Annotated in this window: 20 protein-coding genes; 8 read left to right on the top strand and 12 right to left on the bottom strand. The window is 39.3% G+C overall.

Translation table 11 applies throughout. The annotated features are described in order from the left end of the window. Positions 1-14 precede the first annotated feature (14 nt). Entirely contained in the window at positions 15-230 is a 216-nt protein-coding gene (locus ACFCYJ_RS04820) for a hypothetical protein (protein WP_376071386.1), read from the bottom strand. Between the two features lie 98 nt (positions 231-328). Here ACFCYJ_RS04820 and ACFCYJ_RS04815 point away from each other — a divergent pair, with 98 nt between their 5' ends. After that, positions 329-481 (top strand): hypothetical protein, encoded by a 153-nt coding sequence (locus tag ACFCYJ_RS04815; protein ID WP_376071383.1) that lies wholly within the window; start codon positions 329-331, stop codon positions 479-481. Between the two features lie 55 nt (positions 482-536). Here the strand turns inward: ACFCYJ_RS04815 and fabF are convergent, their stop codons facing one another. Then, entirely contained in the window at positions 537-1,778 is a 1,242-nt protein-coding gene (gene fabF / locus ACFCYJ_RS04810; RefSeq protein ID WP_376071381.1) for a beta-ketoacyl-ACP synthase II, read from the bottom strand. Between the two features lie 30 nt (positions 1,779-1,808). Continuing rightward, positions 1,809-2,747 (bottom strand): beta-ketoacyl-ACP synthase III, encoded by a 939-nt coding sequence (locus ACFCYJ_RS04805; protein WP_376071378.1) that lies wholly within the window; start codon positions 2,745-2,747, stop codon positions 1,809-1,811. 1,215 nt (positions 2,748-3,962) lie between these two features. On the opposite strand from ACFCYJ_RS04805, the gene ACFCYJ_RS04800 reads away from it, so the two are divergent. Then, a complete protein-coding gene (locus ACFCYJ_RS04800; RefSeq protein ID WP_376071375.1) occupies positions 3,963-4,157 on the top strand; it encodes a YjzD family protein in 195 nt (64 codons plus the stop codon). Positions 4,158-4,206: 49 nt separating this feature from the next. Here the strand turns inward: ACFCYJ_RS04800 and ACFCYJ_RS04795 are convergent, their stop codons facing one another. Next, positions 4,207-6,333: an ATP-dependent Clp protease ATP-binding subunit gene (locus ACFCYJ_RS04795; protein ID WP_376071373.1), complete on the bottom strand. Its 2,127-nt coding sequence runs from the start codon at positions 6,331-6,333 to the stop codon at positions 4,207-4,209. Positions 6,334-6,602: 269 nt separating this feature from the next. Between ACFCYJ_RS04795 and ACFCYJ_RS04790 the strand changes: the two genes are divergently transcribed. Both ACFCYJ_RS04790 and ACFCYJ_RS04785 read left to right on the top strand, forming a co-directional pair. Beyond that, entirely contained in the window at positions 6,603-7,289 is a 687-nt protein-coding gene (locus tag ACFCYJ_RS04790; protein WP_376071370.1) for a Crp/Fnr family transcriptional regulator, read from the top strand. A 243-nt stretch (positions 7,290-7,532) separates the two neighbouring features. Then, positions 7,533-7,667, top strand: coding sequence for a hypothetical protein (locus tag ACFCYJ_RS04785; RefSeq protein ID WP_376071367.1), 135 nt, complete (start codon positions 7,533-7,535; stop codon positions 7,665-7,667). Positions 7,668-7,843: 176 nt separating this feature from the next. Here ACFCYJ_RS04785 and ACFCYJ_RS04780 read toward each other — a convergent pair whose 3' ends face one another. Beyond that, entirely contained in the window at positions 7,844-8,152 is a 309-nt protein-coding gene (locus ACFCYJ_RS04780) for a metal-sulfur cluster assembly factor (RefSeq protein WP_370076718.1), read from the bottom strand. A gap of 53 nt (positions 8,153-8,205) precedes the next feature. After that, the gene (locus tag ACFCYJ_RS04775) at positions 8,206-8,970 is read right to left on the bottom strand and encodes a prolyl oligopeptidase family serine peptidase (protein WP_376071363.1); all 765 of its coding nucleotides are present in this window, start codon (positions 8,968-8,970) and stop codon (positions 8,206-8,208) included. Between the two features lie 121 nt (positions 8,971-9,091). On the opposite strand from ACFCYJ_RS04775, the gene ACFCYJ_RS04770 reads away from it, so the two are divergent. Beyond that, entirely contained in the window at positions 9,092-9,901 is an 810-nt protein-coding gene (locus ACFCYJ_RS04770; protein ID WP_376071361.1) for a Cof-type HAD-IIB family hydrolase, read from the top strand. A gap of 283 nt (positions 9,902-10,184) precedes the next feature. Next, positions 10,185-11,042 (top strand): DegV family protein, encoded by an 858-nt coding sequence (locus ACFCYJ_RS04765; RefSeq protein ID WP_376071666.1) that lies wholly within the window; start codon positions 10,185-10,187, stop codon positions 11,040-11,042. Between the two features lie 97 nt (positions 11,043-11,139). Here ACFCYJ_RS04765 and ACFCYJ_RS04760 read toward each other — a convergent pair whose 3' ends face one another. Then, positions 11,140-12,606, bottom strand: a complete 1,467-nt coding sequence (locus ACFCYJ_RS04760; protein ID WP_376071358.1) for an alpha-amylase family glycosyl hydrolase — start codon at positions 12,604-12,606, stop codon at positions 11,140-11,142. On the opposite strand from ACFCYJ_RS04760, the gene ACFCYJ_RS04755 reads away from it, so the two are divergent. Further along, on the top strand, positions 12,596-13,063 hold the full coding sequence (locus tag ACFCYJ_RS04755; protein ID WP_376071356.1) for a hypothetical protein: 468 nt from the start codon (positions 12,596-12,598) through the stop codon (positions 13,061-13,063). The genes ACFCYJ_RS04760 and ACFCYJ_RS04755 overlap by 11 nt on opposite strands. Here ACFCYJ_RS04755 and ACFCYJ_RS04750 read toward each other — a convergent pair whose 3' ends face one another. After that, complete coding sequence (locus ACFCYJ_RS04750; protein WP_053596314.1) at positions 13,064-13,429, bottom strand: YisL family protein; 366 nt, start codon at positions 13,427-13,429, stop codon at positions 13,064-13,066. A 306-nt stretch (positions 13,430-13,735) separates the two neighbouring features. Beyond that, positions 13,736-14,638: a fumarylacetoacetate hydrolase family protein gene (locus ACFCYJ_RS04745; RefSeq protein ID WP_376071353.1), complete on the bottom strand. Its 903-nt coding sequence runs from the start codon at positions 14,636-14,638 to the stop codon at positions 13,736-13,738. Positions 14,639-14,796: 158 nt separating this feature from the next. Between ACFCYJ_RS04745 and ACFCYJ_RS04740 the strand changes: the two genes are divergently transcribed. Then, entirely contained in the window at positions 14,797-14,982 is a 186-nt protein-coding gene (locus tag ACFCYJ_RS04740) for a hypothetical protein (protein ID WP_376071350.1), read from the top strand. 137 nt (positions 14,983-15,119) lie between these two features. Here ACFCYJ_RS04740 and ACFCYJ_RS04735 read toward each other — a convergent pair whose 3' ends face one another. From ACFCYJ_RS04735 to addB, 3 genes are all read right to left on the bottom strand, one after another. Then, complete coding sequence (locus ACFCYJ_RS04735; RefSeq protein WP_376071347.1) at positions 15,120-16,286, bottom strand: DUF418 domain-containing protein; 1,167 nt, start codon at positions 16,284-16,286, stop codon at positions 15,120-15,122. 101 nt (positions 16,287-16,387) lie between these two features. Then, positions 16,388-20,104 carry a helicase-exonuclease AddAB subunit AddA gene (gene addA / locus ACFCYJ_RS04730; RefSeq protein WP_376071345.1) on the bottom strand — a complete coding sequence of 1,239 codons (3,717 nt, stop codon included), beginning with the start codon at positions 20,102-20,104 and terminating at the stop codon, positions 16,388-16,390. Position 20,105: 1 nt separating this feature from the next. After that, positions 20,106-23,615 carry a helicase-exonuclease AddAB subunit AddB gene (gene addB, locus ACFCYJ_RS04725; RefSeq protein WP_376071342.1) on the bottom strand — a complete coding sequence of 1,170 codons (3,510 nt, stop codon included), beginning with the start codon at positions 23,613-23,615 and terminating at the stop codon, positions 20,106-20,108. Positions 23,616-23,725: the final 110 nt, after the last annotated feature.

Genomic DNA, 23,725 nt, shown 5'->3' with positions numbered 1-23,725 from the left:
CGAACAGAATAGACTTATAACAGTGAATTGATTGTACATCTATTGTTACTACCGCTATATAAAAGCATTTTGCTGTAGAATGGTTGATTGGAGTGGAGACTGGGCGACTCCTTGGGGATTAGCAATAGAGGAACGAAGGCTAAAACCATCACGTCCTGTGATAACGCCTTCGTGACCAACATCGGTGCTGCTGCCGCTACGTTAGCACTACGCTTTCGCGCAAAAAACATCTGTTGGCCCGAGACCCTGCAGCGAAGCGGCTCATCGGACGCCCCCAGGAAGCTCTGCTCTGCGCGAAAGCGAAGCGTCAGCAACAAATGTTTTATCTGTGCGAAAGCGAAGCGTCAGCAACAAATGTTTTATCTGTGCGAAAGCGAAGCGTCAGCAACAAATGTTTTCTGTAGCGAAAGCAAAGCGGCAGCTACAAAGCGCCCAGTTGGAACGGAAATCAACCACTCGTTTTGCAGAAGAGCCTTGGTGAATACTAAAAATCAGTGGAAGTTGAAGAACCTCCCACTGATTAAAGTTTTACTTTATTATTCCCCGATTTTTTTGAATAGTAGACTAGCGTTGTGTCCACCAAACCCAAGTGAATTACTCATAGCATATTTAATATCTGCTGTTCGAGCTTCATGCGGTACATAATCTAAATCACAATCTGGATCTGGATCTGTTAAATTAATTGTCGGTGGTAAAATACCTTCTTTCAGTGCTAGCGCTGTGAAAATAGCTTCAACACCACCAGCTGCACCTAATAAGTGACCTGTCATTGATTTTGTAGAACTCATTGCAAGCTTATAGGCATGTTCACCAAAAACAGTTTTTACTGCCTGTGTTTCAAATAAATCATTGTATGGTGTACTTGTTCCATGTGCGTTAATATAGTCAACTTGTGAAGCTTCTACACCACCATCAGTTAAAGCTTGCATCATTGCACGAGAAGCACCTTCTCCTTCTGGAGCTGGAGCTGTAATATGATGTGCATCTCCTGTTGCACCATAGCCAAGAACTTCTGCGTAGATTTTTGCACCGCGTGCTTTTGCATGTTCATACTCTTCCAAAATAACAATACCCGCACCTTCACCGATAATGAAACCATCGCGATTTTTATCGAATGGACGGCAAGCTGTTTCTGGATCTGTACTTAAAGATAAAGCAGTATTTGCACAGAAGCCCGCTACTGCCATCGTAACGATTGGCGACTCAGCACCACCAGAAATCATAACATCTGCATCGCCACGTTCAATTACTTTAAAAGCATCCCCAATGGAGTTTGTTCCTGAAGCACAAGCCGTTACTGAACAAGAGTTAATGCCCTTTGCCCCAAAGTGAATCGACACTTGGCCTGAAGCCATATCCGGAATCATCATGGGAATAAAGAATGGACTTACACGTCTTGCTCCACGCTCTTGGAAAGTTAAAAACTGTTGTTCATATGTTTCCATCCCACCGATTCCAGAGCCAATCCAGACACCTGCACGTGGTGCTAGCTCTTCATCGATTGTTAATTGTGCATCTTCCATCGCCATGATGGATGCTGCTAAAGCATATTGTGTAAAGCGATCCATTTTACGTGCTTCTTTACGTTCAATATACTTTTCTATATTAAAATCTTTCACTTCAGCAGCAATTTTCGCTGCGAAAAGATCTTTATTTAAACGTGTTAACTCGCCAACGCCAGATTTTCCAGCTTTAATGTTAGTCCATGTTTCTTCGATGCTATTTCCTAGTGGTGTAACTGCGCCAATTCCTGTAATTACTACTCGTCGTTTACTCATTGTCTTACTCCCCTCAAGCATTTTTCGTTTTTATTTTCCCCATCTTATTGTAACGGCGCCCCATGTTAAGCCACCGCCAAATCCAACAAGTACTAATAAATCATCATCTTTTATCTTACCTGCTTCAAGCTCATCTACCAAGGAAATACCAATAGATGCTGCAGACGTATTCCCATATTTGTGAATCGTTTTTGACATTTTTTCCGGTGGTAGCTCTAAACGCTCACGAGCTGATTCCATAATTCGAATATTCGCCTGATGCGGCACTAAAAAATCTACGTCGTCTTTTGTTAAACCTGCTTTTTCTAAAACGTTTATTGCAGATTCACCCATTTGACGAACGGCAAACTTAAATACTTCACGGCCATTCATAGCGATTGTATCTTGCTGTGTTAAATACAAGTTCTTACCACCTGTACCGTCAGCTCCAAGCTCAAATGATAAAATACCTCTACCTTCTGATACTGGACCAACAATCGCTGCACTTGCACCGTCACCGAATAATACAGCAGTATTGCGATCTTCCCAATCAAGTACTTTCGACAGCTTTTCAACACCTACTACTAGGACATATTTATAAGCATTTGATTCTACAAATTGCTTTGCTGTCACTAAACTATATATAAATCCTGCACAAGCAGCAGCTTGATCCATCGCAGCTGCATTGACTGCTCCGATTTGCTCCTGAACCATACATGCTACACTTGGAAAGTTTTGATCTTGTGTTACAGTTGCAACAAGGATTAATCCTATTTCCTCTGGCGTAATACCTGCTTTTGCAATAGCCTCCTTAGCAGCAGCTACTGCTAAATCTGACGTATCCTGATCATCTGCGGCAAAACGACGTTCTTCAATCCCCGTGCGTGTTCGAATCCATTCATCCGAAGTGTCCATCATTTTTTCTAAATCAAAATTTGTAACGACCTTCTCCGGAACGTATTTGCCAATTCCTATAATACCAGCGTTCATTTAGCAACCCCTCTGCTTTCTTACTATCAATTATTAGTAACTGGTCATAATTATAACTCATAATGAAGGAGAGGTGCAAGATGAATTAAATTTAACGTCTTAAAACTAGTAGTATCAAGGGTCTCCAATCAACTTATATACATGGCATAAGATTTAACAAATGTCATCTACAACTTTTAGAGTTGATGCAGGAAAAAGCGTATTTTTGGGGATAAGTGAGGCTGAAAAATTTAATAATGGTGGTTAATGAAAAAAAGCTGCAAATAGATCTGCAGCTTTAGCCTAACAATTGCTAACATATATTATCAACAACGTAAAAGTCGATATCGTAAAAAGATGAGAGATGGCTCTCGCATGAATCTGCGTACGTCCAATCTATTCTCTAATAGGTCGTTAAGGACCACGTTTTCTTTGTAACACTTAGCGCTCTGAAGAAATCGCTTGATGGGTTGCAACACAGAAGGTTTCAAACGACGTGTTGTACTTTTCTTTTTGTTAGGTTTGCTACCGTAGTTGTGTCAACGTAATGGCTGACGCTTTAATCGTCTGGTGTTGCGGTGGTGTTTTTGGTTCAATAAACAACGTTGAGTAATACGCATCCGCAATGGTAATCAAGTAAATCACAAAAAGTAATTGTTTCATTCAATGGTTCAAAAATTCATTTCTCCCTTTTTTCAGTTCTATCAATTCGAATTGTCTAGTTATATTACGAATGATACTTAAAAAAGTTTCAAATTTAAAATAACCCACGCACAGATGACCCAAATAAGCCACCTCGGTATGAAATAGCTTAGGTTTGAATAATAGATAACCAAACGTTAACCCTTTTACTCTATAAAATAATATTGGAGCGTGTATGAACCATGCTATTTTTTATCCAATACTTCAACCTTTTCTTTACTCTTTTTCTCTATAACTTTTTCAATCATTAAAACAATGATAATAATCATACCTGCCAACAATAATGAAAAAATCATGTTTTCACATTAATGTAGAAGCTAAGAAAAGATACACTTCCGGAAACAGTAGGAAATCGAAAATAGATATGAACCAATCGAATATTTTGCCATCTAAAATATTCTCAATTGATGGTATCGTGATAAATTCGCCATGTTTCACAGAAAAGGTTCTTTTTTTTTCGATTTATGTTATGATATGATAATGAATATGTAGTAAAACTTTATGATATAAAAAAGTTCGGTTGAGGTGAAATTAATGCAATATATCGTAACATTCATATGGTCATTCCTACTAGTTACAATGTTAAACTACGTAGTAAGCTCTGTACTTGGTACAACGTTTGATTTCCAAACTGCTGTTGTCACATCAGTTGTATTTACAATTCTTGTTTTCATCATCGGTGCAGTTATTCCAAACGAGTCAACTCCAGAAGCTGCAGACAATCATTAATTCAACTAGAAAAAACCTGTTTCGCTCAATGCGGAACAGGTTTTTTTTGTTATTTTTCAACAACACATTGGCCATCATGCATTCTAATGTGCAATGTTTCTCCTGGTAATACTTCACCTCGAAGCAATTCTTTTGCAACCGCCGTTTCAATATAACGTTGCACGAAGCGTTTTAATGGTCTTGCACCAAACTGAGCATCTGCTCCTTGTTCTACAACCCAATCAACTACATTTTGTTCTACTTGTAAAGTAATGTCTTGCTCTGCAACTCGTTTGACAAGCTGTTCGATATATTTCCATGCAATAGCTGTAAAATGCTCATCTGATAGTGCATGGAACATAATAATATCATCCATACGATTTAACAGCTCTGGCTTAAAATGTTGACGCAGTGCAGCCATCACTACATCCTCAACAGCAGCATCGTCTTCTTTTGCTTCCATTAAATAGCTTGAGCCAATATTAGAAGTTAAAATGACCACCGTGTTCGTAAAGTTGACCATACGCCCTTGGCTATCAGTAATGCGCCCATCATCTAAAATTTGTAGTAAAATATTCGCGACATCAGGATGGGCCTTTTCAATTTCATCTAATAATACAACTGAATACGGATTTCGGCGAACAGCTTCTGTTAATTGCCCACCTTCCTCATAGCCAACATAGCCTGGAGGTGCCCCTACAAGACGTGATACGCTATGTTTCTCCATATATTCACTCATATCAATGCGAATAAAATGATCCTCAGAATCAAACAACTGTGCCGCTAGTGCCTTCGCAAGCTCTGTTTTACCAACACCTGTTGGCCCTAGGAATAAAAAACTACCAATTGGTCGATGTGGGTCTTTGATACCTGCACGAGCACGCCATACCGCTTCTGTAACAAGCTGTACAGCATTATCTTGTCCGATTACACGCTCATGCAATGTATCTTTTAAGCGCAATAATTTTTCACGCTCACCTTCTACTAATTTCGTCACTGGTATTCCTGTCCAGCGTGAAACGATTGATGCGATTTCATCAGCTGTTACCTCTTCACGTAAAATCCGTGATTCCGTACCATTCTCTAATTGTTTTTCCATCTCTTGAATGTCCTTTTCAAGTGTAGGAATTTTCCCATGACGTAGTTCGGCTGCTTTATTTAAATCATATTTACTTTCTGCTTCATCTAAGTCACGGCGGTATTTATCAAGTTTTTCACGTTTTTTCTGAATGCCATGTAACGCTTCTTTTTCGGTTTCCCATTGTTTACGCATGCCCTCAGAGGATTCTTTAAGCTTTGTTAATTCCTCGCTGAGTTGCTCTAGACGCTTTTTACTTGCCTCGTCTTTTTCCTTACACAACGCTTGCTCCTCAATTTCGAGCTGCATAATACGGCGCGTTACTGCATCCAATTCCTGTGGCATGGAATCAATTTCTGTTCGAATCATCGCACATGCTTCATCGATTAAATCGATTGCCTTATCTGGCAGGAAACGCTCTGTAATATAGCGATTAGAAAGCTCCGCTGCCGCTACGATTGCACGGTCATGAATACGTACTGCATGATGTAACTCAAAACGCTCTTTCAAGCCTCGTAAAATGGAAACTGTATCTTCAATAGATGGCTCTCGTACAAGCACCTGCTGGAAACGGCGCTCTAAAGCAGGATCTTTTTCAATATACATACGGTATTCATCTAATGTTGTAGCCCCGATACAATGTAACTCACCTCGTGCAAGCATTGGCTTTAGCATATTTCCCGCGTCCATTGCACCATCCATTTTACCTGCGCCAACAATTGTATGGATTTCATCGATAAATAAAATAATGCGCCCCTCTGATTCTTTTACTTCTTTTAATACACCTTTTAAGCGCTCTTCAAATTGACCACGATAACTAGCACCTGCTATTAAGGCACTCATATCCAACTCATACAGTATGCAATCCTTTAACCCTTCAGGAACATCGCCCTTTACTATACGTTGGGCTAATCCTTCTACAATAGCTGTTTTACCAACCCCCGGCTCACCTATTAAGACAGGGTTATTTTTCGTTTTGCGTGTTAAAATGCGAATGACATTACGAATTTCTTCATCACGGCCGATAACCGGGTCCATTTTACCGTTTTTTACTTCTTCAATTAAATTACGTCCAAATTGCTCTAATGGTTTTTTGTCATTTGTTTGTTGAAATTGCATATTTAGCACTCCTTTTCAATAATGTTAAGCGGAATTCCGTTTGCCATTCTATTTCATAAAAAATGTTTGACCTTTTTTGACTAACTTTATTTTACAACACTCGACAAACCATAGCAAAGAATTAGCCCTAAAATTTCTTCACTTATAACTGGAAAATTACGTTATAATAAAAGTATATTTCTTATATTTAGTAAATTACTCACCTTATTTTGTAATAATTAAACAATTTTTATGAAAAAAGAAAGAGATGTGTTGAAGATATGACTATTATGGATAATATACAAAAGAAATTTCACGATCTTTTTCAAAAGCACGGTGTTTTTATTAAAGTAAATAAGGATAGTAAAATCTTTTTAGAGGGCGAACGTGCGAAAGAAATTTATTATATAAAAACAGGAACTATCTCGATTAGTCAGGAAACGGAGAATGGGAAGGAATTAACCATTCGTATTTGTGGTCCTGATAGTATCATTGGAGAAGGCTCATTATTTTGTAACCTTACGTATAATTCGATGACCGCTAAAGTATTAGAGCCCTCCAGTTTATATGTTCTAAGCCGTGAATCATTGGAACTTTTACTAGTGGAACAACCTATTTTAATGGTGGAATATATGAAGTGGTTGCAAACAGAAAATTTAAAGCATCAAAGTCGTTTGCGTGATTTGATTTTAAATGGGAAAAAGGGCGCTTTATTTTCAACGCTTATCCGTCTTTCGAATACTTATGGGAAGCCTTTAGAAAATGACACTATTTATATTGACTTCCCGTTAACAAATACAGAGATCGCTAATTTATGTGCGACGAGTCGAGAGATGATTAATCGCATGCTGAATGACTTAAAGAAGCACAATATTATATCTTTCGAAAAAGGTTATATAACCATTCACGATCTACAATTTTTAAAGGATGAAATCGCCTGTGAGAATTGTCCGTTACAAATATGTCGTATTGATTAATAGCAACATGCAAAATCCCCGCTTATGAGTTATAAGTGGGGATTTTGTGTTCTATTATGTAAATAAATAAAGTATGGCGCCTTTTGCAAAGTGAGGAGGTTGATTTCCGTTCCGGCTGGGCGCTTTCCTGGGGGCGTCCGATGAGCCGCTTCGCTGCGCTGCAGGGTCTCATCTGTGACGCTGATCCCCGAGGAGTCGCCCAGCCTCCACTCCAATCAACCACTTCACATAGCGTGTATCTTCTTGCATGTTACTAAAATTCATAGTGATACAACAAAAAACTTTAGCAACAATGTTTTGTCTGTGCGAAAGCGAAGCGACAGCAACAATTGTTGTATTTCAGATAGTAAAGCGTCAGCAACACCAGATGTACAATAGCGTCATTATTATAAGTTTCTTCTGTTGTTTTATGATGAGTAGCTTGGAACAGAAATCTTCCTCATTTAAAGCACGCCACAGTCACAAAGATTACTTTAACTATTTTGTATTTCAAAAACAGAAAAAATCCCCGCTTACTGTTGCAAGCGGGGATTTTTTATCGTGCTTTAGTGGACTTAGCGTACACCTAATGCCATTTTGGCATAGCGTGACATTCTATCTTTTGACCAAGGTGGATTCCATACAATATTGACATTTGTACTTTTTACCTCTGGAAGCTCACCTAAAGCTGTATTCACTTGATCAACAATAACAGGTCCCATTGGGCAGCCCATAGACGTTAGCGTCATTGTAACGGTTGCTACACCTTCTTCATCTAACTCTACATCATATACTAAACCTAAGTTGACGATATCAATACCAAGCTCAGGGTCAATTACATTTTCTAATGCACCGAACATGCTGTCTTTCATATCTTGATCCATCTGTATTTCTCCTTCCGTCACAGTGTTAACTTAATCATAGCAGATGCATCTTATTATGCCAAATGCTGTGCAAGCCATTCAGTTGCTGCTAACATACCGTCACGTGACACAGCATGACCCGCTTTCTTATTAGCTAAAAATTTTAAGTTTTCTGGATTTGTTTCATAATATTTGCGTAAAGTTAAATAAAAATTATACGTTTCATTGAAAGGTACAGTTTTATCTAACTCCCCATGCCAAAATAGTACAGGTCGTCCTGCAAATTTGTCTGGTGTTAGGCTGACATCATATTTAGCTAGAAGCTCATTCGTTTGTTTTACTTCTTCTTCAGACATTGGCAGATTCACACCGTTTTTAGCAAATTGCTGTAATTGATACTCCGCTAATTTAATAAAACTTGGTGCACCCATACATACCGCTGCTGTTTTGATCCAATCATAACGCTTTAAACAGCCTGATGTTACAATTCCACCCATCGATGTACCAGCAATGCCAATTTTATCGTTCACTAATAATTTTTTATTCTTTAATTCATTATATAATTGTTCAACTTCATGAATAGAATTTAAAACAATATCCCAAAAATGTAAGCTCATTTGCATCTCAGACAGACCTTCACTACGGTCGCCATGTAATTTTGCATCTGGTAATAGGACACGCACCCCTCTTCCTACTAATTGATATGCATAATGTAAGTTATGTTCTTTTGCACTCATGAAACCATGTAAAAAAATCACTACCGGGGTTTCTTCATTCATATTTTCCGTATGTATATGTAATAAAGGAATATTTCCCCACAATTCTTTCTCAACAATCATCTTTGTCACTCCCAATTTTTGTCTCATCTTTATGTTAGCAAACTTTTCTCACTGTGACAAAATTTTGACGAATGGTTTACAAAGAGATACTATTCAAATTATAGGAAAGGGGCAATAAGCTATGAAACCGCATTTAATCGTTTTGGACTTAGATGGTACGTTATTAACGGACCATCAACAAATTTCAGCAAAAACTAAAAAAACATTATTGCAGGCAAAGGAACAAGGCCATCAAGTTATGATTGCTACAGGTCGTCCTTATCGTGCGAGTGATATTTACTATCACGAGCTTGGCCTTACAACGCCCATCGTGAATTTTAATGGTGCTTACGTCCACCATCCAAAAAATGCTGCTTGGCAAACTATGCATACTCCTATTGATTTAGGCGTAGTGCATGATGTCGTCGATTCCATTAATAGCTATGAATATGAAAATATTATTGCGGAAGTTAAGGACGATATTTATGTGCATACTGAGGATGAACGGATTTTAAATATTTTTAATATGGGGAATCCAAAAATCACTCTTGGGGATCTCTATACCCATTTACTTGATAACCCAACTAGTTTACTGATTCAAGCGAATGATGTAAATTCGATGATTATTCGTGATCATTTACAGGCTGTTCATGCAGAGGTCATTGAACATCGTCGTTGGGGTGCGCCACTTCACATTATTGAGATTGTTCGCCATGGTTTAAATAAAGCAGTAGGAATCGCTCATGTAGCAAAAGATTTGGGTATCCCACGCGAGCGCATTATTGCATTCGGTGATGAAGATAACGATTTAGAAATGATCGATTATGCAGGCATCGGTGTAGCAATGGGCAATGGTATTCCTTCTTTAAAAAATATTGCCAACGAAATTACTACAACCAATAATGACGATGGCATCGCTAAAATACTCATCGAACGCTTGAAATTAACCTAGTTAAGTAGTAAGTTCAAAATGAATATCCCATGAACTTTATTTAGGAGTATCCTTTGCCCTTCAATGGGTACTTCATGAATAAAGTTATACATTACTATTCCTGGGTTGCAATTATACTGAAACTCGATATGATAATATATCTATATAACATTTACTTGGAAGTAATTTCGAGAAATATAGAGTGGAAAGTGAACACTCGACACTTGTTCACCTGTTATGTAGTATAGGTATTTGAAAACTTCTCATATAGAGTTAAAAGAATGTTAAATTAGGGGGACAAATGATGAAAATTTTTACTGATAGTGGATGTGATTTACCAAAGTCCTACTACGAAGAAAACAATATTGAACTTCTTCCACTTCGAGTGCAATTGAACAATAATGAATATGATGATGTCATTACGATTGATTCCAAAGAAATTTACGATGCTATTCGTCAAGGTGCTCGCCCAAAAACATCCCAAGTATCACCAGAGCTATTTCTCAAGTACTTCGAAAATCTAGCAAAAAATGATGAAGAAGGAATCTATATTGCCTTTTCATCGGAATTATCAGGCACCTATAATACTGCGCTCATGATTCGCAATCAAGTACAGGAGCAATATCCATCCCTTAAATTAGCTATTATCGATTCTAAATGTGCTTCGCTAGGTTTCGGCTTATTAGTCGAAGAAGCCGTTCGCCTCCGAAATACAGGTACTTCATTTGAAGAAATCGAAGCAAAAATTAAAGCCCTCGCCCCACAAATAGAACATTTATTTACGGTAGAGGATTTAGATTACCTCGCTAAAGGTGGTCGTGTATCAAAGGCAAGCGCATTTCTTGGGGGGCTCCTAAGCATTAAACCTATTTTAAATGTAGAGGACGGTAAACTTGTGCCGATTGAAAAATCTCGCGGACGCAAAAAAGCCATCGCTCGCATGTTAGATTTAATGCAAGAGCGTGGTGATAATTTTTCTGAGAAAATCGTTGGTATTAGCCATAGTGACGATGTAGACTTTGCCAACGACGTAAAGGCTTCTATCCAAGAAAGATTTTCACCAAAAGCCATTCAAGTAACAATGATTGGTTCAGCTATCGGTTCACACGTAGGACCCGGTACAATCGCCATCTTCTTTACGAATAAAAGCTATCAAGCTTAACAAAAACCCCCTCCCCACTTAAAAAGTGTTGAGGGGGTTTATCATTTTATCTTGTACTAACTGCCTGTAAAATCAATAAAGGATGAAGCACCCTTTATTATTGAGCATCTTGTTCCTTACGTCGTACTTTACCTCGTCTAATAATAACAACTACAAATCCTATGAATAATAGCCATACAAATCCTAGTGCTACCATATAAGGTACATTTAAACCTTCATCATTTCTAACTTGATAAATCTCTACCATTTCGCGATTTAAAATAACCGGATAAACGTCTTTTCCATTAATACGAACTTTTTCTTCATTTAAAATACCATTTAGCATTTTACCTTCACCAATCTGAGCAGGTGTTAAATCAACGCGTTGTGTTTTACTTGTATTGTTAACCATGATGATCCATTTCTCTTTATCGGACGTACGTGTAAATACAAGTAGGCCATTTTCATTTGTGAGAACTTCAAAATCACCATTACGTAATGTCTCAGATTGATTACGTAAAGATTGGACATTTTTAATATAGTCGATTAATTCTGTATCTGTTTTAAAGTTAAATGCTTGGTGCGTATCCGGCTTTGTTTCCCCGTTCATCGCAATTTCCGAACCATATTGTACAACTGGAATTCCTGGCATCATAAATAAAGCACCCAGCGCCATTTTCAAACGCGTTGGTGGGAACATATTTTCTGCTGCAGAATCAAATGTAAAACGACGCGTTTCTAGCGAATCAATCATAATCTGAGTTGGTTTCTTACCTGTAAAAGGTTCCATCAACTTAGTAGAATCCATATCAACATTTTTAAAGATATTACGGTAAATATCAGCTGAAGCTTTAGAAAAGCTTGCATCAAAGTTTGCATTACTTTCTTCATTTGAAATCACATAGAGTGATTTTTTCGTATCTTTTAATGCCTTAATCACTGTATTGATAAATTCTGTATCAGCACCAGCAATATTTGTTAAACGCAACCCACCAACATCATATGTAGAGACAAAGTCTGTTGCTGATTTAATAAGTGCTTCTTGTACCTCTTTGTTTGTTAAGTCCCACTGTACTTGTCCATCATTTGTTGAGGCAATCCAGTCCTTTTTCGCTGGATCTTTTGCCCACTCATGATTCGGACTTACATTGTTTAGTGGAAAATCAACCATGATCGATACATTTTTAGCTTTATAAGCCTCAATGACACTTTGAAACTCCTCAGATGTCCCAAAATGACGCTCTATTGTAGAGTAGCTCGTCGGCATCGATCCATCATATTTCTCAGTGGCAAAAATCGGGCCAATAGAAGCGATTGTAAAGCCCATCTCTCCGATAAATTTTAATTTATCCTGTAAACCTGCAAAATCGCCTCCTGCAAATTTAGTAGGGTCTTGCGTATTTGTATCAAAATCGTTAGTGCCCGAACCATTAAAGAAACGGTCAACGAGTAAATCATAGATGCTTTCTTCTGCAATCGTTCTTGTCGACGCTTCATCAGCATGTGCAATTGGTGTAGCACTCACTAATGAAGTTGCTAGTAAAAGCGATGCAGCTGTTGCACTTATCCACTTCTTGAATTTCACTTTTATTCCCTCTCTTTCAAACCAATCCATCGTCATTTTACCAAATAAAATAGTCCCATCGCTATCATTTCAAAATATTTTCCGAAAATGCAAAATGAATTACGACAAAAAGGTGTCAACTTCTCCTTCAAATACAATTCATCAGCTTGGACCGGGACCCGAGCAGTTCTTCGGCATACCTGATCACTTTTTTGTCCTACCCGATCACTTCTCCGACTTACCTGATCACTTTTCTGTCCTACCCGATCACTTCTCCGACTTACCTGATCACTTTTCTGTCCTACCCGATCACTTCTCCGGCTTACCTGATCACTTTTTTGTCCTACCTGATCACTTCTCTGACCTACCCGATCACTTCTCTGGCTTACCTGTGCAGTTTCTCAAGCTGTCTGAACGGATTTACCTTCCCGCAAAAATAAAAGCCGTGAAGCGAAATCTTCACGACTTTTCTAAATAATTATGCCAAGAAATGTAGTCCTATTGGCAGTTTGAAGCCTAAGAATAATGTAATGAATAAGAATACCGCAAATAAAATCCAAAACAGACCAGTTGGTTTATTTTTCTTCTGACGAACTAATACCATTTCCATCATACCAATGACTAAAATACCGCCTAAGAATTTCAGGCCATAAAGCATTGGATCATTAGTTTGATATTGGAAGAATAGTGCCCCGCCAGTAATAATAATTAAAATGTAGAATAAACGTAATGTCATATGTAAGCCTTTTGACTGCTTGCCCATTAATGCCGCAATTAAAAAGATTACGATTGCAACTACCCAAGTAGCAATATGCGCATGTGTTGAGTCAGTTAAAAATCCCATTATTGTCCCACCTCATATTCTTTTTTCTATCAAACTCTATCCTACCATGTGATGGAAAGGGTTTCAAACATTACAATAGTGTTCATATAATTTACATCAATTATGCCTCGGCATAATTGCGTCGGAGGCTTTAGGCCAACAAATGTTTTTTGCGCGAAAGCGTAGCAACAGCGGCACCGATGTTGGTTACTCAGTCATTACCACAGGACATGGCAATAACTGAGTTCCTCTATTTCGCGGATGCTTAGACACCTGCTGAAAGAAGTTAAAAATCCGCGGAGATAAACTCACGCGGATTTGAAAAAATTATTCAAAATGATTCACTAAAGTACCGATGCCTTGAATGGACACTTTCACTGTATCACCAGCTTTTAAGAATTGTGGCGGATTCATGCCTTTGCCAACACCCGCTGGAGTACCCGTTAAAATAACATCGCCCGGCTCTAATGTTACATGCTGAGATAAAATCGATACTAATGATTCTACAGTGAACATCATATCTTTTGTTGAGCCGTTTTGACGCACTTCGTCGTTCACTTTTGTTACGACTGTTAAATCTTGTGGATTCGGAATTTCATCTTTTGTTACAAGGTAAGGTCCAAGTGGACAAGTTCCATCCAAGCTTTTTCCTAAGAAGAATTGCTTATGTTTTTCTTGTAAATCACGAGCTGTTAGATCATTGGCAATCGTGTAGCCAAATACATAATCATATGCTAAGTTTTTCGGAATATTTTTACCACGTTTACCAATGACAATCGCTAATTCGCCTTCATAATCCATTTTAGATGAAAGATCAGCATGGATAGAAATTGTTTGGCCATCAGCAGCAATAGCAGTCGGAGATTTTGTAAATACCATTAAGTCTGTTGGAGCTGCCTCTGCACCCATTTCTTTAGCATGTTCATCATAGTTTTTCCCAATACACATAATGTTTTTTGGTGTGCGTGGAATCGGTGATAACCACTCGATCACTGTAAATTCGCGTTTGAAGCTATTAGCACGGTCTGATTTTTCAGCGGCTTCTACTAATTTACGAATCTGTTCAACAAAATCAAAGCCTAAAGCAATGCCATCTACAATTGAACTTGAAAAAGAAGGGAGAACTTGAAGTTCATTTTGAATAGCGAGTACATCCCATACTGCTTCTTCTTTTTTTACTTTTGGTCCAAAGCTTACATGTCCACCTAATTTAAATGATAAAATTTTCATGATTTTCAGAGCTCCTTCTTTTTTCTACATGATACAACAATATTATAGGAATTGCCTTACTTTTGCGACAACTATTTTTATTCCTATTAAGTCGTGGGCTCATCACCATAACGTGGGTTGATTTCCGTTCCGGCTGGGCGCTTTCCTGGGGGCGTCCGATGAGCCGCTTCACTCGCTTTGCTCGCTCCAGGGTCTCGGGCCAACACGATGTTGGTCACGAAGGCGTTATCACAGGACGTGATGGTTTTAGCCTTCGTTCCTCTATTGCTGATCCCCAAGGAGTCGCCCATCCTCCACTACAATCAACTAACATACGTTTTAACAAATGCTATCCCAACTTTTGATAATGAGCCAATCGCAATAAATTATTCTTATTATACAAGACGTATTCATTCACTTTATGTTGCCATCACATTAAAAATGAAGGCTGATTTCCATCGCAGATTGCTCGTTTCTTGCAAGAGAGTCAAGCCCTCAACAATTAACCTGCTTTCGTTTTCGCCTTATAAGTTAACTTGCGCCATAAAGCCTCTAACGGACCTTGTTGCCATTTCGCTAACCATATTTCTGCCACAACCATTTGTACAATAATAATGCTGACAGCAATTAGCACGCCTGTTGCGACGCTTACTTTGCCATACCAGCCAAATCCAAATTGATAAAATAGACATGTTCCAATAATCGATTGAAGGATGTACATCGTTAGCGACATGCGCCCTATTTTTGCAAAAGGACTAAGTAATTTTGGTACAACTGGAAGTAAACAAAGTAAAACAATGAGCCCCACATAGCCTACTGCTAAAATTGGACCACCTATGTATACTTTCAAGTAGTCTAATAAATACGTACGCGTAAACATGATCGGTGAGCTTTTAATAAAAATACCCATTGCTAACCCAGCTATTGCTAGTGCCAGCCATAGCCATTTGAATTCCTTCGCTCGTTCTACTAAACGCCATTTAGACGCTGCGGCACCGATTAACATAAATGGTAGAATTGTAAACAATGCTACAAACCACATGCCGATCCCTGCCTGAACAGATAGATCGGTTAAGCGTTGCATAAATGCATCAATCCAACTCCCTGTTCCATAAGCAGTTATCGCCTGCTCTACCGAAGTAATATTTAAATACTCATCAATGGTTGTATTAAAATTAATAAATCCTACTATAAATAACATAAAAGCTTGCATGACACCACTAATCATAATGCCGATTGACAATAACCAAATTGGCTGTAAACGTAGTAATAGCACTAAAAAAATGCCACAAAATGCATACATCATCAAAATGTCGCCCCACCAAATGAGCACAGCATGTAGCAAACCAAATACAAATAATACAGAAAGTCTTCGCAGTCCTATCGCATAAAAATTTTGTTCACGACTTTGTGCTTTCTGCCATTGCATAGCGAGTCCATAGCCAAATAACATGGCAAACAGTGGATAAAAGCTACTTTGTACATAAATATCTAAATTTTGATGCCACACTATATCTGACGGTGTTGTAAACCATGATGCCAAATCAATATAGGGCATTGGCAAATAAAAGGCAAACATATTTACGAGTAAAATGCCTAGTAAGCTAATACCACGTAAAATATCTAATGTTGCGATGCGTTCCTGCAACATTGTCGGTTTTAACTCCACAAAATAGCCTCCTCTATTATGTATATGGGAAAACAGGATTCTCTAACATTCATTCCCTTATCTGAAACTATATCAGATAGCCCTGTTTTCACCGCGTTCACTTATGCTTGTAAAGCCCGTTCAATATCAAATAAATATAGAACCTTATCACTCACTTTAATTTGAAGGATCGATTCAATCGCCTCACTATAAACTCTGAGCTGGACACCATATCGGTTTAAGAGTTCCTTCGTTAGCGCTGGCTCCTCAGCAAAATGTGATTGGATACGATCTGTCTTATAATCAAGCAAGATCCATTCACCATTTTCATCCTCAAATAAGCAATCAATAATACCTTGAACAATTTGAGCGTCGCCATCTTCATCTACTCTGCTAATCGTAAATGGCAATTCTCTTCGAATTGTTTTTGCTTTTTTAAAGCGTTGTCCAATGTCTGTTGTAAAGAAATTATATATTTTTTTCCATGGAACAACTTTCCCCTCAGCCTCGGTCAGAAGCTGTCTTGCCACTAAATTAGCGACAAAATCCTGAACTTCCTGTACATCCATAAAGCCGTTTTGAGGGACATGTTGCATGACTGTATGAACCGCTGTCCCTATTTCTGCACCTGTCATCTGTTTGTCCTGTAAAAAGGTTGGACGGGGTGCAACGGTAGTCGTTTTTTGCTTGGAAGGTGCTGAAAAGTAATATTCAGGCTCTTCCTGTCGCTGTAGATTTTCTAAACGCTTGATTTCACTTACAGATGTTTTAGAGCGTTTTTGTGTTGATTTCTGAAACGCATACTGTGCTTGAAAGCGCATCGTAATTTCCGCCTGCAAAGCTTCGTCCTCTGGCGTTTCTAGTAATTGCTGTACCTCATCCTCTAACGCCTGTATATCATACGCATAATGGCTTGTTTCAATAGCTCGTACCCACCAATGCGATACATCCTCTGATGCCTTATAGGAGGAAGTAGCAATGGCTGAAAAATCTGCATGTCTTGCAACTGCAGGCCCAAGCCAATCAAAGTAACTATTAGCTCTAGCGCGTAAATACTCCTGTAGTGGGGCATCTACCGGCAAACTTTGTGCATCCAGCCAATTGTCGCGGGTTTTATCCCAATTTTTTACCGAGCCTACTAAAATAAGTCGCTCCTTTGCACGTGTCATCGCTACGTATAATACACGCATTTCCTCAGCACGCATTTCAAGCTCCTTCTTCTCCTTCAAAGCTAAAAATGGTAGAGACGTATACGTAATACGATTTTCTGGATCAATCGCCTTCACTGCAAGGCCAAAATCTTGATCGAATAAATAAGGGTTGTGGAAATCCATTTTATTAAACGGTCTCCCCATGCCTGCAACAAAGACAACGGGGTACTCTAACCCTTTGGAAGAGTGAATGGTCACAAGACGGACGACGTCATCCTTTTCTCCAATCGATTTCGCCGTTCCTAAATCATCGCCACGTGTACGCATACGATCAATAAAACGTAAGAAGCGAAATAGTCCTCGAAAGGCTGTTTTCTCATACATTAAAGCACGGTCATGTAAAATACGTAAGTTGGCCTGACGCTGCTTCCCATTCGGCATCGCTCCAACCATCTCATAATAATGCGTATCTAAATAAATTTTCCAAATTAAATCTGACAGTGAACCACGTCGTGCTAAATCTCGCCAGCTTTCAAATGCTAGCATAAATCGTTGAAGCTTCACAAAAGTGTCAGATTGCACACCATGTCCATCACTTCGAATAAATTGCCTTAATGCATCATAGAATGGCGCTTTTGTATCTGCTAGCCGGATTTTCGCTAGCTCATTTTCTGTTAAGCCAACAAATGGAGCGCGTAGCACCGAGGCTAAAGGAATATCCTGATATGGATTATCGACAACCTTTAATACATTCAGCATAATCATCACTTCAAGCGCATCAAAATACCCTTTGGAGGACTCCGCATAGAGCGGGATTCCTGCAAGCTTAAATTCCTCTACTAAATCTGTTGACCATGTCATTGAACGCATTAAAATGACAATATCACTATATTTTAACGGACGTTCTGTCTTCGTTTTTGTATCGAATACGGTTGTCCCGTCCTCCATCATTTGTCGAATACGCTCAATGATAAAACGTGCCTCATACTGTGATTTTTTTAATTCCTCTAATTCAGAGGCATCGCTTACAGTATCTTCTGCCTCTTCGTCCTGCTCCTCTTCCCCGGGAGGATGCATGATGACTAGCTCTACCGGAACTTCTTTGTCATCATACGGTGCTGCTGGCTTTAGTGAAGCATTTTCATCGTAAAGAATTTCTCCAACTCGCTCACCCATAATTTGAGCAAATACATAGTTTGTAGCGTTCAACACTTCTTGTCGACTACGGAAATTAGCGTTTAAATCTATACGCATTCCCGTTAAATCTGGGGCCTCTAGAAACTCACTGTACTTGCGCATAAAAAGCTTTGGTTCTGCTAATCGGAAACGGTAAATACTTTGCTTTACGTCCCCAACCATAAACAGATTTCCCTCTTGCTCACTACCTGTTTTCACAAGCTGTAATATGGTTTCTTGTAACATATTTGTATCTTGGTATTCGTCCACAAGCACTTCTTTAAAACGTTGCTTTAAATCTAGAGCAACAGGTGAAGGCTGTAATTCACCATCGACTTCTACAGTTAAAATTTGCAAGGCGAAATGTTCTAAATCTGAGAAATCAATAATTCCTCGTTCTAATTTTGCCATGCGGAACTGTTCACTAAAAACATTTGTCAATTCGACTAATGTTCCAATCGTCGGACCCATTAATCGTATCTCTTCCAGCAAGCGTGCAGGAGTCCGAACGAAAAAAGTCTCTTTAAGCTTGTTCACAATTTTTTTTGCTGCCTCACGTTTTTTCTTAGCAAGATCTTGTAGCTCCACATCCACTAAAGCATCCTTTGATACACGCTTTAAAGTGGACCATTTCACCGTGCCAAAATAATCAAAGAGCTCTTGCCACGTTCCTTCACGACTAATGCGAATGCCTTCCTGAATCATGGCAAAATCCATTTCTGCAGTTTCAGCATATGGTGCAGGTCCCTCGGGCTGTAGCGTAATGGCACGCATTTCAGAAATTAACACAAATGCCTCCTCAAGACTATGCTTGACTGTTAACTTCACATATTTCGACAGCTCTAAATCATCAATAGTCACGTCTGCTGCTAAGTCATATGTCTCTGGTAGACTACGAAGCCATTTTAGGGGCTCCGCATGAACACGAGACGTATCATAAAGCTTGCTTATTAAGGTTTCTATCGCCTGATCATCGCGATCCGATGTAAAACTATCAACAAGACGGTAGATTGCTTGAACCTGAGCCTCATCCTCAGAATCGTAAGCATCTTCTAATACCTCTGCTAATATATCATCCCTTAACAAAGCGACCTCTGCCTCATTTGCTATACGAAAGCCTGGATCAATATCTAACATATAGGCATACTGTTTAACAATGGCTAAACAGAAAGAATGCAGCGTTGAAATTTGTGCTTTATTGACAAGGCTTAGCTGGCGTCGCAAATGGTTGGAAGTTGGATTTTCTGCAATAGCCTTTTCAAGTGCCTCCGCCATACGGTGACGCATCTCAGCAGCGGATGCATTTGTAAATGTTACGACAAGTAACTCGTCGACATTGATGGGATTCTCTGTCGCCACTACCTTTTCAATCATACGATTAATGAGAACTGCCGTTTTACCAGAGCCTGCCGCAGCCGATACAAGTGTATCCTGGCCGCTTGCATAGATGGCCTTCCACTGGTCATCAGTCCATGTCACTTCCGCTGGCTTTTCAGGTATTTTTTGTACCAACTTACTTCATCTCCTTCCGAATTATCTCAACGATATCATTCGGTTTTGCTTGCTGTAACTGACGGTAGCTTTGCTTGCCATCAGATGGGTCAAATTGACAAACAGCTGTAAATTGACAGTAGTCACAGGCTGTTTTTGATTTCAGTTTATACGGACTAATAGAGGTATCCCCTGCTAAAATTCCGTTACCAGCCTCTTGATGCTTGCGCCGTACAAAATGCTGTAGATTTTTCATATCATTTACAGGTACAACCCGTGACTGAGATTCTGATGGTGTCCCATCTTTCTTCATATAGACAGGAATAATTTTTGAATGCCCACTCGATTCCTCTAATTGCTCGTCCATCGATAAAATGGCCTCCGCATTTTCTGACAAAAGACCTTTCATTTTGTATTGTTTTAAACGGTCTTCCTCAATTTCACTGTCGCTTAAATCCTTATCAAGCTTTAGCATTGGATTGTGGACATGTACATAAAGAACACCAGCTGGCTCCGCTTCACCTGGTAACCAGTAAGAGGAATTTTCCATCGCTACATCTAGATACGTTAGTACCTGAAGAGACAATCCGTAGTAAACCTCATTCAAATCTAAATCACGAGCTGATGATTTATAATCGACGATCCGTAAATAAGAGCGGTCATCAATAGACGCACTATCCACCCTATCAATACGACCTCGCATTAACATTTTCTTACCACCTGTTAAATCAATTTCGAGCGGTGGAAGCTGTTCATTTTGTCCCGGTCCAAATGATGCCTCAATAGCGATTGGCTTAAAGTGAGATACATTTGCATGCTGTGTAAGTGCTGTCATTGTTCGCTCGACAATACGAATAAGCTTTCGTTGAATGTAGCGATAACGCGCGCTTGACAGTAAGATTTGATGTGAAAATACCGGTACAATTTGTTCAACGGCTTGGCGTGCTAATTGTTTAATTTGCTGCTTTGTTAAACGTATCCATGATAGCTGCAGACGGTGTGTCTCCTCAGTAATCCATTTCAATGCCTCATGGAATAAATCGCCCATTGCAAATGTTTCAAGTCTATACTCAGCCCGTTCTTCTAGACGAAGCCCATACGTTGTAAAATGCGAAAATGGGCAACGGAAGTATTTCTCAACACGAGACACACTAGAAGTTAGCTTTTGACCATATAATTCTTGCGTAATGTAGTTTTCTAAAGGCTCTGCCTCATTTTTATGAGTGATTGGATGTAAAACTCGATCATAAACAAGTGCCCAATAAGGGTCCTGTTTATAAAATTTTTGTAACGCTACCCACTCTGGCGCAAGCTCGCGGCTGTGTTCAGCTTGGCGTTTTTGCACCATTAAATGTGCTAAAGCAGTACGTGGATGACGTATATACGGTAAACCACTTTCATCCAGTAATTCAATTGGATCAATAACCACTCGCTCGACCTTGACACCACTCAAAAGGCCAGCCGTTCTATCATTGCCGATAATTTTCTTGATATAGAGCGAAGACAATAGTGCCTTGCCTTCTTCATCTGCCGTTGAATAGGACATATATAATTTATCGGATGGCGTCGTTAAAGCACGATATAGCAAGAAATTTTCCTGCAGCAAACGATTCTTAGATGTTGGCGCAAGCTCATAACCAATTTGACTAAACCATTCACGTTCAGTATCTGACAGCAATCCCTCATACTCCATACGAGTAGGATAGACCCCATCATTCATCCCTAAGACAAAAGCGACTTTTATATTCGATAAACGTGCTAAATCAACGGTCGCTACCATGACCTCATCTAATGTAGGTGGGATACGCGAAAATTCTAATGTATCAAAGCCCTCATCTAAAATTTTTGCCGCTTCCTCTACAGACATCTCCTGCTCACCAAACATATAAACAAACTGATCGAGCACTGCAATCCATTCTTTCCAAGCTTGATCATGCTCACTTGCAGCTAATGCATCACCTCGATCAAGTTCACGGTCCTTCATTGCTTGAAGCTTTTCATAAACATGTAAACGTTCAATCAGCTCAAATAAAGCTGTCGCAACATCTCTGCCTGTTGTCGCTACTTTTAGCTTGTCCTGTAATAATTGGAGCGGCTGACGAACTTCATCGCGAACGGCCTCGATTTCTGCTTGCATAGCACGTTCTTCGTCCGTTTGTACGCGTGAATGGAATTCAAGCCCACGATACTTTTTGAAAAACCATCGAGCTTCCTCAAACCAGCGCTCACCAAAGATCCCCTGTGCTAAACAGTAGTTTTCTAAACGATCCGCACGCTCTCGCCAAACATTTAACTCAGCATGTAATGGGAAAAACAGATCTGTTTTCACACTACGAAAAACTGGTTCATATTTCCAACCAGAAGTAATAACCTCTAAAGCCGACCGACTAAGCTCAATTAAAGGGTGATGAAGCATCGTCTTTTTCGAATTTGTAAAAATAGGAATATCATATTGCTGAAAAATAGTTGTAATAAGCGGATCATAGACTTCTGCTTGTCTATAAAGAAGTACTATATCTTGATAACGATACCCCGTCTCTCTTGTCAGCTTTGTTATTTCCCGGGCAATGGCATGTATCTCCGCACGTCGATTAGATGCTTCAAGTACCATCACATCACCTGAAGCTTCTTTCGTTTGAGGCACCAAATCAGCAAACCCAGCTTCCATATGCTGTAAATCAGTAGATTGAAAACGATGCGTATGATAGAAGTGCAATGGTGCTTCAACGTCAATGCCCTCTTCATAGGCAATGTCGTGTAAACGTTGGTTAGTAGAAGCAGCTTCATGGAATAAAGATTGCTCATCATATACTTCTTCAATATGGTCAAAGGGAAGAACTACCGTTACCTGTTTTGTCACCTTTAATAACTCTTTTACAAGCTCTAGTTCCCTTACAGTAAATGCAGTAAAACCATCTATATAAATGGACGCCTGCTTCATCGTCTCAGAGTATTTCAGATGCTCGGTTAAAATCGGATAATACCCCTCACTATCGACATACGTCGTGCCCAATCGTTCCTCCAAAGCTTGTAAAACGACTTGTAAATCATTAGCCTTCGCTTGCAATGTATTAGGCGCATCAATGACCTTCAAAGATGCTGTTACTTCAGCTAACACTGAACTATTTACACTATAACGACTAAACTCTCGTAATAGCGTTTCAATTTCTTCTGTAAAGCCTCGTTTCCCAGCTGCTTGTCGAAATAACGAAAACTCACTTTTTTGTTCCTCTAAAAGTTTACGGATAAGCATTCGATAACCATAGCCATTTACTTCTTTTCGAGCAATACCACCCGTTTCCTGTAACACTAGCCATGCCAATCGTTTAAATGTCATGACCTGCGCACGAATTAAGCCTTGCAAGCCATGCTTATTCGTTAGCTCATACTCCGTTGAGTACGACATTTGGTCGGGAACAATTACAAAAATTGGATGACCTAACGGATCCGCTTTTAGTTGTTCGACAATCTCTTGATGAATAAACGTTGATTTACCTGTTCCTGAACGTCCTGATACGATACGCAATGTCATGTACTTTTCCCCTCCTGTTAATTATCTATTTTAAAAAGTGATTGTTGTTGTGAAACACCTGGGCTTTGCTGGTCTACCTGAGCGGTTTTCGCACTGACCCGATCACTTTG

Origin of the sequence: Lysinibacillus sp. NPDC056232, from assembly GCF_042267565.1 — a bacterium.
Lineage (GTDB): Bacteria > Bacillota > Bacilli > Bacillales_A > Planococcaceae > Lysinibacillus.
This window is presented reverse-complemented; position numbering and strand designations above follow the sequence as displayed.